Origin of the sequence: Halorhabdus tiamatea SARL4B (assembly GCF_000470655.1) — an archaeon.
Classification (GTDB): Archaea; Halobacteriota; Halobacteria; order Halobacteriales; family Haloarculaceae; genus Halorhabdus; species Halorhabdus tiamatea.
Genome location: NC_021921.1, coordinates 796,349 through 812,372 on the forward strand (window position 1 = coordinate 796,349; position 16,024 = coordinate 812,372).

The window sequence follows — 16,024 nt, forward strand, 5'->3', positions numbered from 1 at the left end:
CCGAGGTTTGAGCGAGTAGTATGAGACGAATTGGCGTCACCGGGGCTGCGGGCCGCATGGGACGGACAGTCATCGAGACGGCGGGCGATCGCGAGGACGTGGCAGTCGTCTTCGCCGTCGACGCCACGGACGAAGAGAAAGTCGCCGACAAGCCGATCCACGAGCCGGACGACGTCGCCGCGTTGCTGGCGACCCACGAGCCGGACGCGATCGTCGACTTCTCGGTCCCCGAGGCGACCGTCGCGTTCGCCGACGCCTGCGCGGAGGCAGGCGTTGCCCTCGTGACCGGCACGACTGGATTCGAGGACGATCAACTCGACAGCCTGAAGAGCGCGAGCGAGGACGTGGCCGTCCTGAAGGCCGCGAACTTCGCCCGCGGGATCCAGGCACTGTTGGCGACCGTCCGGGCGGCCGCCGGGGCGCTGCCGGGCTACGACGTCGAACTCACCGAGACCCATCACAACAAGAAACAGGACGCCCCGAGCGGCACGGCGAAGACGCTGCTCGAAGCACTTGCCGAGGAACGCGAGGAGGACTTCGAGGAGGTCTACGGCCGCGAAGGCATCGACCCGCGCGAAGCGGGAGAAATCGGCGTCCACGTCCGGCGGGCCGGGGATGTCCGTGGTGAGCACGAACTCATGTTCGCCGGCAACGACGAGGTCCTGACGCTTTCCCATCGCGCCGAGGATCGCGGAGTCTTCGCGGCTGGCGCACTCGACGCCGCCGTCTGGCTCGCTGACCGGGATCCGGGACTGTATACCTTCGGGGACGTAATCGAGGGCTAACATGAGTCTGGAACGCGACATCGAGACGCTCTGGGAGCGATCAGACGACCTGACACCCGACGACCTCTCCGAGGACCAGCAGGCCACCCTGGATCGGTTCCTCGAAGCACTGGAAGCCGGCGAGGTACGGGCCGCCGAGAAGCGAGACGGTGCCTGGGAAGCCAACGCCTGGGTCAAGCAGGGCATCCTGCTGAACTTCACCCTGCGGGAGACCCAGGCTCGCGAGCACGGCGACGTCACGTATCACGACGTGCTCCCCCTCCGGGAGACGGCCGATCTGAACGACCGCGGCACGCGGAACACGCCCGACGGGACGGTCATCCGTCGCGGCGCGTACGTGGGCAGCGACGCGATCCTGATGAGTCCCTCCTTCGTGAACATCGGGGCGCACGTCGGCGACGGCACGCTCGTGGACTCGAACGACGTCGTCGGGTCGTGTGCCCAGATTGGTGACGACGTGAAACTCGGCGCGAACACCGTCATCGGCGGCGTGCTCGAACCCGTCGAGGACGCGCCGGTGATCGTCGAGGACGGCGTGGCGCTGGGAGCCGGCAGTCGCGTCACCTCCGGGTTCGTCGTCGGCGAGAACTCGGTGGTCGGTGAGGACACGCTACTCTCTCCCCGAATTCCGGTCTACGACCTCGTCGAGGAGGAGATTCTCTACGGCGAGTTGCCGCCCGAGCGACGTGCGTTCCAGCGGTTCGTCGAGTCTTCCGTCGGCGAGCACGACCTCTTCGACGGCGGGGCGTTCAAGCCGGCGGTGGTTGCGACCCACGTCGAGGCGGAGACATTAGAAGGGGCAGAGCGAGAGGACGCGTTGCGGGAGTAAAGAAGTCCGCGGGCCGTCGGCACGCGGTTCACGCGAGCGACCGAAGGGAGTGAGCGCCTTTTTGGTCCACCGGGAGAGCAAGCTCTCCCGAGCCTTGACTCGCTTCGCTCGTCAAGACAGGTTTTTCGAGAAGAGGTTGCGAGTGAAACGAGCAACCCGACGATGAAAAAGGTGGGAGCGAGACGTTGGAAGGAGCAGAGCGAGAGGACGCGTTGCGGGAGGAGGAGAGAAGACCCGCTGCGGGAATAGGAGCGAGAAGAGGCTCTTCGAGAGTAAAAGAGAAGACGCGTTGCGGGAAGAGCATCCGCGTGCCGCAGGCACGCAATTACTGGGATTTCGCTTCGATCGGAATACGGTCGTTGGTGAGGTCGTCAAACGCTTTGTCCGAGGAGACGATGGGATCGGCGTCAGCATAGGCGACGTGGTAGGCGTCGAATGCCGTAAGGTCGTACTGCTCCATGTAATCCGCCGCCTGAAAGAGGACGGATTCGTTCTCGGGAACGTCTGCGATTTCGAGAACGTAGCTGAGAGCCTCGAAGCGATCGAACTCGAATCGGTCGGAGATCAGCAGTAACTCGAGCAGCGTTGCCCGCGACGTGTAGATCTGTCCATCGTTTTCCCGGGCGATCGAACTAGCACGCTCCTGGAGCCAGTCGTCGTCTTTGACCAGCGCGATGAAAAAGTCGGTATCGGCGTAGATCATGGCGACGAGTCCGAACGATCCTCGACCGCTGCTTCCCTGGCGGCCGTCCGTGCCTGCTGTTTGATCTCTGCGATCGATTTGCCGTCGAACGCATCGCCCACGGCATCTCGAAGCCCTTCGATCGGTTCAGAGTTGATCGGAATGAGTTCTACGCGATCATCGAGTTCGACGACCCGATACCGATCGCCGTGCTTCTCTCGGATTTCATGCGGAATGACGATCCGCCCTCGATCGTCGGCCTCGGCGGTTTTGCTCATGTGAGTATGACTAGTTGGGGAGTGAGTAAAAATCTTCCCACGAGATCATGGCGGTTCCCAAGTCAGAATCTATTCTAAACAGGGATATCGGCGCAAAAGTCTACGACTGTCGCCGTGGGAGAAGGTATCCGGGGATTCATATCATATCATATCAATCAAAATCATCGAGGGCGGCTTGCCCGGCCGCGTTGCGAACGTCGCGGCTCGTCTGCCAGGATTCCCGGGCGCACGCCGGGAGTTCGCCGTGTTCCTCGATGTAGCGCTCCAGAAACGCACGGGTCGTCGAATCGCCCGGGTAGCCACTGCCGAGGTCGCCGTACTCGGCAGCGAGGGCCGCGACGTGGGCGTCGCGTTCGACCTTGGCGACGATGCTCGCCGCCCCGACGATCGGATAGGCGGCGTCAGCGCCGTGTTCGGCCCGGAGATCGAGGTCGGCCTCGACTCGGTCGGCGACGCGGCGCTCGAAGCGGACGGCGTTCGTGTCGCCGGCGTCGAGGTAGGTCGCGAGTCCGTCGCTGGCGACTGGTTCGAGCGCCTCGGCGTGGGCCGCGACAGTGAGCGTGTTCATATCGGTCTCGGGGTCGTCGATCCGCGCGACCGGAATTTCGCTGACGGCGACGGCGTCCGCCCGATCGCGGATGACGACGGCGAGTTCCTCGCGACGCTCGGGGGCGAGGTCCTTCGAGTCGTCGACGTCGTCGGGCAGATCGGCGGGGTCGGCGACGATGCAGGCAGCGAACATCGATCCCAGGACCGGGCCTTTCCCGGCCTCGTCGACGCCAGCCCGGAGACCGCCCCCGTCGTCGGTCCAGTCGTCGAGACGCGTCCGCTCGCCGGGCGGTCGTTCGTCGCCGGCGACCGCTTGCTGGTCTCCGCCGGCTGCATCGTCCCCGCCCGCGTCGCCGTCGCCACTCCCCGTCATTCCTCGCGGAAGAACTCTTCATGAGCGAACGGTTCGTCCTCGCCCTCGACGCGGAGGACGTCGAGCGCCGTCACCTCGGCAGGAACGTCGAGCAGGCCGGCGAGGCTCGGCTCCGTCCGACCCTCGTCGCCGGAGACGAGTTCCTTCACGTAGAGCCCGCCCTCGCCGTGGACCTCGATCGTGGCGTGGCGGGCCGTGGCTGGGCCGGCGTTGTCGTCGGCCCTCTCTCCGACAGGCACGTCCATCCCGTCGCCGTCCGGGTCGAGCGCGCCGTCGATGTCGTAGACTGTGCGCGTCCGGACGATGTCGCCGCGGCGATGGGCGACGCGGTTGGGCGTCCGTTGCTCGATCGTCTCCCCTTCGAGGGACTCGAGGGCCGCGTGGAAGTCCGCCGCGTCGACAGGCTCATCGAACGCGACGGTCATCCGGTAGGTCTTGCTCGCGTCGTGTTCCTTGACGCGCTCGACCATATCGTGAGTCGCGAGCGCGAGCTCCTCGACCTCGACCTTCCCGTCGGCGAAGTCGTTGATGTCGTCCTGAAGATCCTCGACATCTACGTCGCGGGTTCGGGGTTCCTTGACCTCGATCACGAACGGGCGACCGGTGCCGAGCATCCGCGCGTCGACGTCCTCGCGGCCCGCCCCGTGGAAGACAGCCCTGGAGCCGTCCATCGCCTCGCGGACGACCGGCGCGGTGAGTTCCTCGACGCTCTCGTCGTAGCGATAGCCCGTCCCGTCACAGCCGTCACAGGGGTCGCCGTCGACGGTACCGGTGGCGTTGCAGTCGTTGCAGGGCCACTCCGTCTGTGGGATGTCGCGTTTGATCTTTCGGTAGCGACCGTAGACGAACGCGGAGTTGACCTGCACCTCGACGGTGTCGGCTTCGAGGTCGAGCAGGAGTTGGACGTCCGGCCGCTCGAAGTCGACCTCGGCGTCGATCTGCCCGCCCAGACGCTTGCCGACCTCGCGGTTGAACTCCCCCTTGAGCGGTTCGCCCGCGTCGGCGTCGAGGCCGGCGTCCTCCCGGAGCAGGCGTTCGTTCTCCTCGACCAGCGCGGGGACGCGCGTCCCGACCTGGTAGGTGTCGAAGTCGTACTCCGAGACGGCGTCGGCGGCGCGGTCGGCCCATTCGTCGAAGCGCTCGCAGGCACCCTCACACACCCAGCACTCGTCGGGAGAGTCAATCGGTTCGTCGTCGTCCAGGGCGAGCGTCGTCCGCAGCGCGCGGCCGCGCTCGGCGTTCGTGAGGCCGAAGCTCCGGTCGGCGACCGGCCGGCCGAGACACGGGTCACAGACCGGACCGGTCGCGCGGGCCGCGCGGGCGAATTCGAGGAGATCCATACGGGGAGTGTATCGGCAGGGGCGTAATTCGCTTTCGAGTCACGCTCGGGCCCGGCCGTGGCCGCTCGACAATCCCGAACCGTCCACGCCACGAACCGAACGGACTTTGTGTCGGCTGTCCGGCGAAACAGACATGGACGAAACGCTACTCGCGGCACTGCTGGGTGCGCTCCAGGGAGCCCTGGAGTGGCTCCCGGTGTCGAGCGAGGGCGCGCTGGCGCTGGCCCGGACGGCGGTCGGCGACACCGCCCTGGAGGCGACGCAGTTCGCACTGTTCTTGCACGTCGGGACGGCCATGGCGGCGACAGTCTACTACCGGGCGGACATCCGGGCGCTCCTCGGCGACGTCCGCGAATGGCGACCCGAGGCGGCCTTCGCGCCGGCCGGTGCCGACCTCTCCTTCGTCGTGCTCGCGATGGCGACCTCGTTCGCGGCAGGCGGGATCGCCTATCTCAGTCTGGAAGAGCTCGTCTCGGCACTGTCGGGCGGCGCGTTCGTCGCGCTCATCGGTGCGTTGCTGGTCGTGACGGGACTGATCCAGTACGTCGCCGAGGGATCGGGCGGCCGTCGCGATGACCCCGACGCCGTCGACGCCGTCCTCGTCGGCGCGCTCCAGGGCCTCGCCATTCTGCCGGGAGTCTCCCGGTCCGGGACGACCGTGAGCGCGCTGTTGCTCCGGGGCCACGACGGCGAGGGATCGCTCCGGCTGTCCTTTCTGCTGTCGATCCCCGCCGCCCTGGCGGCCGGCGTGCTGGTGCTCGTCGAGACCGGGCTGCCCGGGATCGAACCAGTCGCGGCGGTCGTCGCACTCGCGGTCAGCGCGATCGTGGGATACCTGACCGTCGGGACGCTGGTCGCGCTGGTTCGCCGGCTCGCGTTCTGGGCCGTCTGTACGGCGTTCGGGCTGCTGGCGGTCGCCAGCGGACTCGCGATCGGGTTGCTGTAGCCGCGAGGTGAGACGCGTTTCGAATCGTTTACTTGCGGGAGTGGATTCCCCAGAATTGGAATCGAGTTGTGAGTGAATCTGACCCCGAGATCCCCGACGACGAGCGTGAGGCGCTGGTGACGATCGTCCACGGGGCGGTCGTCACGTCGGGCGGCGTCTCGATCCAGCGGGCGCTCTCGACGGGCACGGAGTTCGTTCTCGCGCGCGGACTCGACCCTGTCGTCTACGGCGTCTACGCGCTGGCGTGGCGGATCGCGGGGTTGCTCGTGCGGCTGGTCACTTTCGGGAGTGTGCCCACGCTACAGCGGTACCTCCCGTCCTCGGCTGACCAGCCGGCCACCCAGTCGCGAGTGACGGGCCTGGCCTACGCCACGACGGCGGGCTTCGGGCTGGCGATCGCCGTCCAGAACGGGCTCCAGGTCCTGTTGCTCAGGCGCTTCGAAGGGTTGTGGCCCTTCGACGCCACGTTTCTTCCCCCGCTCGTGGCTGGCGGTGTGTCGCTGACGGTCATGGTCGGCGTCCGAACGCTCGGCGACGGACTGGCCGTGGCAGCGCTCGGTAGCCTCCTCGGGATCGGTGCCTACGTCGGAGCGCTGGCCGGTCTGGGGGTCGACCCACGAGACCGACTCGTCGCGTCCGAACTCGCCGGCCGATACCGCGAAGCCCTCGGAGAGCGACTTTCGCGGTGACGCCACCGACGACGGACGACATCGGCGGCGGTGAGAACTTATATGCCCCTGAGTAGCTAACTCACGGGTACGCACGCGGGCCCATGAGCGAAGAGGAACAAAAACTGCTGGACGTCGCCGGGGATTACCGGACGGTCCGCCAGGACGGCGACCCGGTCGCCGATCCCGCGTGGAGTTCCTCCCGGATCGTCCTGACGGACAAACGGCTCGTCCTGGCCGGCAACGGGTCGAACCGGACGATTCCACACGGGCGCGTGACGATCCCAGACGACGTCGACGGGGTCGAAATCGCCACCGACGCGCTCGCGCTGGCAGTCGGCTCAACCGTGATCGAGGTATCGACGGGGACGGCGGACTTTCCGGACACGTACTGTCGGGCCAACCTCGCCGGCGAGGTCGTCCTGGTCACCCATCCGGCGGTCGTCGGGGGGGTCGTCCAGGACGACGCAGCCTGGGAGAAAGCGAAGTTCTCGGCGACCGAAGACGGGTTTTCGCTGGTGTTTCCCGGCGGCGACCGCGTCAGCAGTGACTTCGCCGACGTCGGGACCGTCGAGACGGCGACGCGGTCGGTCATGGGCGAGACTCGTGACGTCGTCGAGATCGAACACACCGACGACGAGGGCCGCAGCGTCGAGACCCACCTCTCGGGGACACAGCGACACACGTCGGTCCTCCGGGCCCTTTTCGAGGAGCGTGTCGCCGAGCGCGAGGAGGACTACGAACTCACCGAGACCGAGAGCCAGGTACTGATGGCGCTTTATTCAGGCGTCTCACCCTTCGAGATGGCTGACTTCGTCGGCCTCAGCGTCGACGAAGTCGAGGAGATCTATCAGAAACTCCTCGAGGTCGGTGCGGTCGACGAGGTTCGAACCCGCACGGAAGTCTCGCTCAACGCGCAGGGCCGGAACATGGCCAGCGAGGCGATGAGCGAGCAGTGACCAGGCGAGGCGAGAGGCGAGCAGTATCTCGGCAGGGCAGATGTCTTCTGTGGCGACAGTAGCCTCGATCCGCCCAGTCGTTGGGGCGGTCGTGTCAGCGAAGAGAGTCAGTGAGCATTGTTGATAACGTTTAACTATCGGTGAGTGAAACCGAGGCACGGAGATGACAGACGACTCACGGCTCAGTGGCAATCGACGCACGTTTCTGAAATGGCTCGGCGCGACGGGGGTTGCGGCGGGGAGTGGGACGGCGGCGCTCGGTCCGGCCGCCGCCGACGACCACGTCGGCGAGTACCGACAGACGTTGCTCGCCGACCTCGAGTCGGCTCGGGGCCTCCCTGCCGGTTCGTTCGTCTACGGGACGAGCGAGCAGGCAGCCCTCGACGCGTTCACCTTCGAGGACGCGGGGGCAGGCACGTCTTCGACCTTCGAGGTGGACGCCGACGTGCCGATCACGCAGGGCGTCACGCTCACGGTGAACGAGGAGCCCTCGAACGCCTACGACTACACGTATCAAGGATTCATTTCGGACACGTCGTTTAGCGCGGGCGATCCGCTGCTCGCGGTCGCGTACGTCCGCAGCGACACCGAGGAGGCCCAGATCCAGGCTGGGTTCAAATACCAATATACGGACCCCAACGGAGAGACGAGTTACAGTTCCAACACGGTTCAGGAGTCGGCCTCGGTCACACCTAGTGCGGAGTGGACCCGGTATTACTTCCCGATCGAAGTCGCCGAGAAACCCGACGGCTCGGAGCACACGCCGTATCTAGAGTTCTGGACGGGCTACGCCGAGCAGACCGTCGAGATGGGCGGCGTCGCGCTACTCGATTACGGCGACGCCGACGTCGCCGTCGGTGACCTCCCGGCCGGCCCGGCAGGAGCTCAAGAAGGGGACAGCCCCACGAATCCACTCGTCAATTACGAGGGGCGAGAGGAGGGTGCACAGTGGCGTGAAGACGCCCGCGATCGGATCGAGGAGGTCCGCAAGACGGACTTCGAGGTCGAAGTCCTCGACGAGGCCGGCAACGCCGTCGAGGGTGCCGACGTCGAGGTCGCGATGCAGGATCACGCCTTCGACTTCGGGAGTGCCGTGTCGGTCACGCACATCACGGGTGACAGCGAGGACGACCAGCGGTACCGCGAGGTGTTCCTCGAGCACTTCAACAAGGCGGTCATCGAGAACGGACTGAAGTATCCGTCTTTCACTGGTGCCTGGGGCGACAGCAAGGCGGGGGCGATAGACACACTGGAGTGGCTCGACGACAAGAACATCCCCGCACGCGGGCACTACCTCCTCTGGGAGGAATATAATACGGACGGCGGCGGCGGGATGGGCATCGACAACCCGGACGCGCTGTCGGCCAGCGAGACCGTCGAGCGTGTCGACCAGCGGATCGAGAACCAGGCCACCGACGTCGGTGACCTCGTCACCGAGTGGGACATGCACAACCACCCGATCTGGCAGCCGAACTTCCGGAGCGACGACGCCATCGGCTTCGAGGCTGTCGAGCAGTGGTGGGGGACCGCCGACGCGGCGACCGACGCCGAACTCTACACCAACGAGATGGGCAACGTCGCCGGCGGGTTCTTCCGCGATCAACACGACGAGTTCGTCGGTCAGTTGATCGAGAACGACCTGCCGATCGACGGGGTCGGGTTCATGGGCCACGTCCAGTTGCCCGAAGGCAACGTGACGCCACCGGCAGAGATCCTCGAAACCTACGACCAGTTCGCCGAACACGACCTCCCGATCCTCATCACCGAGTTCGACATCCAGATCAACGACCGGGGCAACGACGAGGAGGTCGCCTTCCAGGAGGATCTCACGCGCGACTTCCTGATTGCGTCCTTCAGCCACGAGGCCGTCGAGGGCGTGATGTCCTGGGGCTTCTGGGCCGGCGATCACTGGCGACCCACCGGTGCCTACTACGACGAGGACTGGACGTTGCGTCCCAACGGCCAGCAGTTCATGGACCTGGTCTTCGACGAATGGTGGACCGAAGAATCCAGCAGTACGGACGCCGACGGCGTCTACGCCACGACCGGCTTCAAGGGTACCTACCAGATCACCGCAAGCGACGGCGAAGCGAGCACCGAGCGGCAGGTCCAGATCAGCGACGACACCGACGCCGTAACCGTTACGCTCAGCGAGAGTGACGCTGGAGAAGGCGAAGACGATGGAGCGGACGGCGGCGAGGAGACGCCGGAAGGGACGTTACCCGGCGGTCAGGGACCGCCCCAGGACCTCGACGGCGACGGCCACTTCGAGGACGTCAACGGCGACGGCAAGCGGAACATCGCGGACGTCCGGTCGCTGTTGAACAACCGCAACGGTGACACGGTCCAGGCCAACGCCGGTGCGTACGACTTCGACGGCGACGGCAGCGTCGACGCCGGCGACGTGCTCGCGCTGTTCCGGAAACTCTACAGATAAGCAAGGCGAGTGCCTCGGGGTCGTACGGAAATCCGATTTCCGGATGCGCGTGGGACGAAGTCCCACGAACCTGCGAACGGCGCAAGCGCCGTGAGCAGATGACGAGACGCTTCCGGCGTCTCGAACCACGTGACCCCGAGGCGGTTCACCAGTAGCGCCGCAGCTCTCACGCAGTTCGGGGATCTGAATTCTCGACCTCACGAAGATCTGGAAGGTGCGAAAACCCAGCAGCGAGGCGAATGTCATTTCCCCATATAATATTTTTATTTGACGTAATGCGTGCGGTGCCCAGTTGCAGGACAGCAGTCCCACGGCCTGTGACCGGTTGAACGTTCACCCAAAACACTAAGGTAAATCATGTCGAACTGTTCACGTGCTACGCACAGATGACAGACGATAGATTACACATTCACGGCGACAGGCGGACCTTCCTGAAGTCCGTCGGGGCACTGGGGGCGGCAACTGCAGTCGGGTCGGGGACGATTGGGTCGGTGGCAGCCGACAACCACCTCGACGAGTATCACCAGACACTGCAAAGTGAACTCCAGGAGCAGTATAACTTGCCGGCTGGCTCGTTCCTCTTCGGGGCGACCGAGCAAGCAACGGTCGACAGTTTCGAATTCCAGTCGGGGGACAGCGGGAATCTCTCGGAGATCTCGATCGACAACGACAGCGTCCCGATCACACAGGGCGTCCAAATCGAGGTAAACGAAGAAGGAGCAGATTCCTGGACGTACTCATACCAGCGGTTCCTCGAAGAGCAGTCCTTCGAGGAGGGAGACGTCCTCCTCGGGGTCGCGTACCTCCGCAGTGAGACCGACGGCGCACAGACGGAGGCGTACTTCAAATACCGGTACAAGGACGCCGAGGGCGACGACTGGAGCTATCAGAACGCGAACTACATCACGGACAACGCGGCCGTCCAACCGGGCGAGGAATGGACCAGATATTACTTCCCGATCGAAGTCGGATCCCGTCCGGGTTCGATCCGGGACGCGTACGTCGAGTTCTGGCTCGGGATGGCCCAGCAGACCATGGAATTCGGCGGGATGGCGCTAATCGATTACAGTGACGCCGATGTCGGGATCGGCAACCTCCCGAGCGGGGAGGCAGTGCCGCCCGAGGAGAGCAGTGGCTATCAGATATGGACGGACACCGACGGTCCGTATTACTCGGGACTCGTCAGTGACCTCAAAGGGTTCAACCTGGGTGGCGCGGGCAAGTTCGCGTACGGGACGACTGAAGCCGCGACGTTCGACACCTACGAGGTCGCCGGTGGCAGCTCCGACCTTGCCAATCGGGAATCACTCGACGTCGGCGACGACGTCCCGTTCTCGGAGGCGGCCCGGATCGAAGTGACCGAACAGGCCGAGGAGGACTGGCAGGTCAACTTCAAAGCGTACGGCGATCGGGCACTCGAAAGCGGCGACGTGTTGCTCGGCGTCGCGTACATGCGCGCTCCCGAAGGCGAAACGTCGATCACCTACAAGATGACCTCCTCGGGCGACGAGTCGGCCAACTACGTCACCAAACCGCGCCCGCCGCTTACCAGCGAGTGGAAGCGGTTCTACTTCCCGATCGAAGCCGGAAGCGCCGCCGCATCCGGCGAGTGGTGGACCGAGATCTGGCTCGGCGCACAGGCCCAGACCGTCGACATCGGCGGTCTGGCGGTGATCGACTTCGCCAAGGGCGTCTCGGTCGGTGACCTGCCTGCCTGGGAACAAGAGATCAACGAGGAATGGGAAGACGAAGCGGATGCCCGGATCGAAGAGCACCGCAAGACCGACTTCGCGGTCGAAGTCGTCGACGGCGACGGCAGCGCGGTCGAGGGTGCCGATGTCGAGGTCGCAATGCAGGAACACGACTTCAGCTTCGGCACGGAGGTCACGGCCGACCATCTGATTCCGAACACCGAGCCAGGTGATCAATACCGAGAAGTCATCACGGAGAACTTCAACACCGCCGTCCTGGGCAACCACCACAAGTGGCGCTTCTTCGAGGAGGCACAGGACATCGCCGACGCGGCCACCGAGTGGCTCGTCGAGCAGGATATGACGATCCGCGGGCACGTCTGTCTGTGGGCGGCCGTCGACTCCTACGCCGTGCCCGAAGACGTCGTCGCGGCGATGGGCGTCGACTGGTCGGAGGTCGAGAACCCGGAACTCGATCCGGAGTACGTCCGCGATCGGACGATGTCTCACATCGAGGAGATCATCAACCACTACGCCGACTTCAAGGACTACGGTAGCGTCATCGACGAGTGGGAAGTCCACAACGAGACGACCCACGTGCCCGGATTCATCAAGGCAGTCCGGGGTGTCGGTCCCGACGAGGAACTCGACATCAATGCCGTCGAAGCACCGGTTCTCGCGGAGTGGCACAACCACGCCGAGGATGTCGCCCCCGACGATGTCGGGGTCGCGATCAACGACTACAACACCATCGAGGGGCCGTATCAGTCGACGCGTGACAACCACAAGCGAATGGCCGAGTTCCTGATCGAGAACGACGTCGATCTCGACGGGATCGGCCTCCAATCACACTTCAGCCAATCGTCGGCACTCACGCCGTCCGAGATCTGGGAGGCCCTGGAGTTCTACAGCGGCCTCGGTGCCGGCATCCGGATCACCGAGTTCGACATGTCCGACGACACCTGGATGGAAGCCGACAAGGCCACCTTCTTCAAGCAGTTCCTGAAGATAACCTTCAGCCATCCGAACGCGGAGACGTTCATGGTGTGGGGCTTCCAGGACTCCCTCCACTGGCGGGACGACGCACCGTTCTTCGACTCCCAGTGGAACCCCAAACCGGCACTGGACGTCTGGCAGAACCTGCTGTTCGACGAATGGTGGACAGAGAAGTCGGGCAGCACGGACGCCGACGGGATGTTCTCGACGGACGGGTTCAAAGGCGAGTATCGGATCACGGCGACCGACGGCGAGATGGCCGGCGAAACTACGGTTTCGATCGACGACGACACCGACGCCGTGACGGTCACGCTCGGCGAGACCGGCGACGGTGAGGACGAACCGGTCACGCTCCCCGGTGCGGACGGACCGTCCCAGGACCACGACGGCGACGGGCTCTATGAGGACGTCGACGGCGACGGCAAGCGGAGCATCGCGGACGTCCGGTCGCTGTTGAACAACCGCAACGGTGACACGGTCCAGGCCAACGCTGAGGCCTACGACTTCACCGGCGACGGCAGCGTCGACGCCGGCGACGTGCTCGCGCTGTTCCGGAAGTTCTACCGGTAACTCCTCGACGCTCGTTTTTCGGTTCTCTCGTTTCCGTCCGAACAGCGATTGGTACGGGGGTCGAGGTGGGTTTCTCGTGGCCAATCGAACTGCTCGTTGGGCCCCAGAGCAAACCATCCGGCCGACGATCAAGACTCGTACGGTGGAATGAAAGCTAGCCAGAACGGTTATTCCCGTCAGCGGCATATCGCTTGCATGGGCAAGCGTCTGATCGGAATTCTCGTCGTCTTCATCGCACTCGGGATCGGTATTCCCGCGGTCGGTGGCGTCCAGCTGGGTGACGTCGATCACGGTGGGACGGTCGACGTGTCCGCGGCCTCCCCACCAGCCACGAACGGAACAACGCCGGTCGATCCCGAATCCGAGCGCGTGTCGGTCCTGATAGTCTTCGAGAACGGGACTGCGCGTGAAGCGGCAACGTTCCCGGACCGGGACGTATCCGTCACCGGTGGGCACGACGTCGATTTCATGCCGGTGCTATACGCGAACGTCCCCACCGAGGCGATCGAGGCCATCGAGCGACGACCGGACGTCCAGGCTGTCTATCAGGACAGCAAGGTGTCGAACCCGGACGACGCCGTCGCCAGCGAGACGACCCTGCGATCACAATCTGGCGGCCAGGTCACGCCGTGGGGGGTCGATCGCATCGACGCGCCCGAAGCGAACGGGGTCCTCGACGATGCCGCGAAGGCGAACGTCACCGTCGCCGTCCTCGATACGGGGATCGATTACACGCACGCGGATCTCAATGCGTCGGTCTCGTGGGGCGCGAACTTCACGGACGGTGTCGACGAAGTCGGCCTCCCGACAGCGATGGACGACAACGGCCATGGGACTGCGGCTGCGGGCGTCATCGCAGCCGCTGACGACGATCACGGCGTCGTCGGCGTGGCACCCGGCGTCGAATTGTACGCGATGAAGGTCGTGAACAAGAATGGGAGGGGGCGTATGAGTTGGCTGATCTCCGGGATCGAGGCCGCGATCGACGGCGAGGACGGCGAACTCGCCACCGCGGACGACGCGGACGTCCTCTCGATGAGTCTGGGTGGTCCCGTAGGGAACGACGGATTGGCGGACGTGATTGACTACGCAAGCGATCACGCAGTCGTCGTCAGTTCGGCCGGCAACGGCGGGGACGGAGCGACAGACACGAACGACGTCACGTATCCGGCCAAATACCCAGGAGCCATCGCAGTCGCGGCGACGAACCAGTCGGATCAAACGACCACTTGGAGTGCAGAAGGAAACGAAGTCGAACTTGCAGCACCTGGTCACGCGATCAGGACGACCTGGCCGGACGGCGAGATAGTGATCTCGGGCACGTCGTTTGCAGCCCCGCACGTCTCGGGCGTGGCGGCGCTCGTCATCGCCCAGGATGTCGCCGACGGAACCCGTGATCTCTCGGAGATGGCCGTCAGGAACCGGCTCCAGAACGCGACGCTGGACATCGAATCGAGCGGAATCGACCTGCGGAGCGGCCACGGACTGCTCCTCGCCGACGACGCGGTCGGCGTCGACTCGGTATCCGTGACGAACTTCTCGGTGGTGAACCTCTCTCCGGGTGAGAAAGCCGTCACGACGGGCGAGACGGTCGACGTCTCCGCGACGGTCGTGAACGTGGGCGACGCGGCAGGATCACAGACGGTCTCGCTCACACGCAACGGGTCGATCGTGGACGAGACGACGGCGACGCTTTCGGCCGGGGAGACGACGACCGTCACCTTCGCCGGTGTCTTCGGCGGCCTCGGCCCTGGGACGTACGCCTACGGCGTACAGACCGCCAACGATAGCCAGACGGCGACGCTCAGTGTGGGGTCACCGCCGAACTTCACCGTGACCGCGCTGTCGCCGGAATCGATCTCACTGGCAGGTGGCGAATCGTTCGACGTCTCCGCAACGATCGAAAACACGGGCGAGCAGGAAGGGACGCAGTCGGTCGCGTTGACAGTCGATGGACGGGAGACCAGCAGCCGAACCGTAAGTCTTGAGCCGGGAGAGACCCGGACGGTGACGTTTGCTGACGTGAGTACAGCGGACTTCGAGCAGGGAGAGTACGCCTATCGCGTGGGGACGGCAAACGATAGTCGGACCGGGGCACTGACGATAGCGGACCGCTGGTTCCGGGCTTCCGTTCCGGATCGCGTCGTCCCCGGAGAGAATGCGACGATACCGTATACGCTCACGAACGCCGGGGACAGCGCTGTCGGCGACGCGTCGTTCGTGGTTGCCGCGGAGCAGAACGGGACGGACGTCAGTCCGTCAGTCGGGTGGAAATCGGACGGACTGGCAGCGGGTGCGTCCTGGACCACGAACGTCACACTGGCAGTGGATCGTGATTTCGACGGTGAGGTCGTCCACGTCAACGCGACCGGACAGCTCGGGGGCGAGCGAACGAGCGTGAACGCGACGATCCCGGTGACGGAGACCGACGTCGAACTGCACGCTCCCGAGCGGATCACCACGACACCCGGCTCATCGATGAACGTCAGCTACACGCTCGAAAACACCGGGACTACCAAGCCCTCCGCCGGTGGGATATTCGTCGCCTCGACGACCGGGCCGCTGTCGGTCAACGGATCCAAGGCCCGCTTCCTCGGGTTCCAGGCACCGGTCCCGGCCACCGGGGAGTCGGTCGGCCACAGCTTCACGATCGACGTCCCGGAGTCAACACCACCCGGAACCTACCGGATCGCTGGACAGGGTGTCCTCGGGACGGAGATCGACGACTGGGCGAACACGACCGTCGTCGTCACGGAGGGGCTCGATCGCTTCGATCAGAACGAGCCGGCCGGTGAGATCGGATTCCAGGACGTCCTGGACGCGATCGGGGCGTACAACGAGGGTGAGACGGTCGGTGGAAGCCCGGTCACGTTCCAGGACGTGCTCGACGTCATCGGGGCGTACAACAGCGGTTCGTGACG

At 65.0% G+C, this 16,024-nt stretch carries 11 protein-coding genes and 1 pseudogene; 8 read left to right on the forward strand and 4 right to left on the reverse strand.

Annotated features, from left to right (window positions below; all coding sequences use genetic code 11):
• Positions 1 to 20 precede the first annotated feature (20 nt).
• Both dapB and HTIA_RS04185 read left to right on the forward strand, forming a co-directional pair.
• Positions 21 to 785, forward strand: coding sequence for a 4-hydroxy-tetrahydrodipicolinate reductase (gene dapB / locus HTIA_RS04180; protein WP_020936042.1), 765 nt, complete (start codon positions 21 to 23; stop codon positions 783 to 785).
• Position 786: 1 nt separating this feature from the next.
• Positions 787 to 1,614: a 2,3,4,5-tetrahydropyridine-2,6-dicarboxylate N-succinyltransferase gene (locus HTIA_RS04185; RefSeq protein WP_008525694.1), complete on the forward strand. Its 828-nt coding sequence runs from the start codon at positions 787 to 789 to the stop codon at positions 1,612 to 1,614.
• Positions 1,615 to 1,939: 325 nt separating this feature from the next.
• On the opposite strand, the gene HTIA_RS04190 is transcribed toward HTIA_RS04185, so the two are convergent.
• From HTIA_RS04190 to HTIA_RS04205, 4 genes are all read right to left on the reverse strand, one after another.
• On the reverse strand, positions 1,940 to 2,317 hold the full coding sequence (locus HTIA_RS04190; protein WP_008525696.1) for a type II toxin-antitoxin system VapC family toxin: 378 nt from the start codon (positions 2,315 to 2,317) through the stop codon (positions 1,940 to 1,942).
• Positions 2,314 to 2,574 carry an AbrB/MazE/SpoVT family DNA-binding domain-containing protein gene (locus HTIA_RS04195; RefSeq protein ID WP_008525698.1) on the reverse strand — a complete coding sequence of 87 codons (261 nt, stop codon included), beginning with the start codon at positions 2,572 to 2,574 and terminating at the stop codon, positions 2,314 to 2,316. Before HTIA_RS04195 ends, HTIA_RS04190 begins: the two co-directional genes overlap by 4 nt.
• A gap of 151 nt (positions 2,575 to 2,725) precedes the next feature.
• A complete protein-coding gene (rnhB, locus tag HTIA_RS04200) occupies positions 2,726 to 3,496 on the reverse strand; it encodes a ribonuclease HII (protein ID WP_008525699.1) in 771 nt (256 codons plus the stop codon).
• Positions 3,493 to 4,836, reverse strand: coding sequence for a tRNA pseudouridine(54/55) synthase Pus10 (locus HTIA_RS04205; protein WP_008525700.1), 1,344 nt, complete (start codon positions 4,834 to 4,836; stop codon positions 3,493 to 3,495). Before HTIA_RS04205 ends, rnhB begins: the two co-directional genes overlap by 4 nt.
• 133 nt (positions 4,837 to 4,969) lie before the next feature.
• On the opposite strand from HTIA_RS04205, the gene HTIA_RS04210 reads away from it, so the two are divergent.
• From HTIA_RS04210 to HTIA_RS15410, 6 genes and pseudogenes are all read left to right on the forward strand, one after another.
• Positions 4,970 to 5,782 (forward strand): undecaprenyl-diphosphate phosphatase, encoded by an 813-nt coding sequence (locus HTIA_RS04210; protein ID WP_008525701.1) that lies wholly within the window; start codon positions 4,970 to 4,972, stop codon positions 5,780 to 5,782.
• Positions 5,783 to 5,826: 44 nt separating this feature from the next.
• Positions 5,827 to 6,183 (forward strand): annotated as a pseudogene (locus HTIA_RS17390) (polysaccharide biosynthesis protein); the annotation flags it as partial.
• Positions 6,184 to 6,554: 371 nt separating this feature from the next.
• On the forward strand, positions 6,555 to 7,409 hold the full coding sequence (locus tag HTIA_RS04220) for a CheF family chemotaxis protein (RefSeq protein WP_008525703.1): 855 nt from the start codon (positions 6,555 to 6,557) through the stop codon (positions 7,407 to 7,409).
• 163 nt (positions 7,410 to 7,572) lie between these two features.
• Positions 7,573 to 9,846, forward strand: coding sequence for an endo-1,4-beta-xylanase (locus tag HTIA_RS17090; RefSeq protein WP_008528548.1), 2,274 nt, complete (start codon positions 7,573 to 7,575; stop codon positions 9,844 to 9,846).
• 386 nt (positions 9,847 to 10,232) lie between these two features.
• Positions 10,233 to 13,103, forward strand: a complete 2,871-nt coding sequence (locus HTIA_RS04230; RefSeq protein ID WP_008528547.1) for an endo-1,4-beta-xylanase — start codon at positions 10,233 to 10,235, stop codon at positions 13,101 to 13,103.
• A 195-nt stretch (positions 13,104 to 13,298) separates the two neighbouring features.
• Positions 13,299 to 16,022 (forward strand): S8 family serine peptidase, encoded by a 2,724-nt coding sequence (locus tag HTIA_RS15410; protein ID WP_008525714.1) that lies wholly within the window; start codon positions 13,299 to 13,301, stop codon positions 16,020 to 16,022.
• The last annotated feature ends 2 nt before the right edge of the window (positions 16,023 to 16,024 follow it).

What these genes read in the sequence shown, in the direction of transcription:
- dapB (WP_020936042.1), top strand. Translation starts at nt 21, where the DNA reads ATGAGACGAATTGGCGTCACCGGGGCTGCGGGCCGCATGGGACGGACA.
- HTIA_RS17090 (WP_008528548.1), top strand. Translation starts at nt 7,573, where the DNA reads ATGACAGACGACTCACGGCTCAGTGGCAATCGACGCACGTTTCTGAAA.
- HTIA_RS04210 (WP_008525701.1), top strand. Translation starts at nt 4,970, where the DNA reads ATGGACGAAACGCTACTCGCGGCACTGCTGGGTGCGCTCCAGGGAGCC.
- HTIA_RS15410 (WP_008525714.1), top strand. Translation starts at nt 13,299, where the DNA reads ATGGGCAAGCGTCTGATCGGAATTCTCGTCGTCTTCATCGCACTCGGG.
- HTIA_RS04205 (WP_008525700.1), bottom strand. Translation starts at nt 4,836, where the DNA reads ATGGATCTCCTCGAATTCGCCCGCGCGGCCCGCGCGACCGGTCCGGTC.
- HTIA_RS04230 (WP_008528547.1), top strand. Translation starts at nt 10,233, where the DNA reads ATGACAGACGATAGATTACACATTCACGGCGACAGGCGGACCTTCCTG.
- HTIA_RS04185 (WP_008525694.1), top strand. Translation starts at nt 787, where the DNA reads ATGAGTCTGGAACGCGACATCGAGACGCTCTGGGAGCGATCAGACGAC.
- HTIA_RS04220 (WP_008525703.1), top strand. Translation starts at nt 6,555, where the DNA reads ATGAGCGAAGAGGAACAAAAACTGCTGGACGTCGCCGGGGATTACCGG.
- HTIA_RS04195 (WP_008525698.1), bottom strand. Translation starts at nt 2,574, where the DNA reads ATGAGCAAAACCGCCGAGGCCGACGATCGAGGGCGGATCGTCATTCCG.
- rnhB (WP_008525699.1), bottom strand. Translation starts at nt 3,496, where the DNA reads ATGACGGGGAGTGGCGACGGCGACGCGGGCGGGGACGATGCAGCCGGC.
- HTIA_RS04190 (WP_008525696.1), bottom strand. Translation starts at nt 2,317, where the DNA reads ATGATCTACGCCGATACCGACTTTTTCATCGCGCTGGTCAAAGACGAC.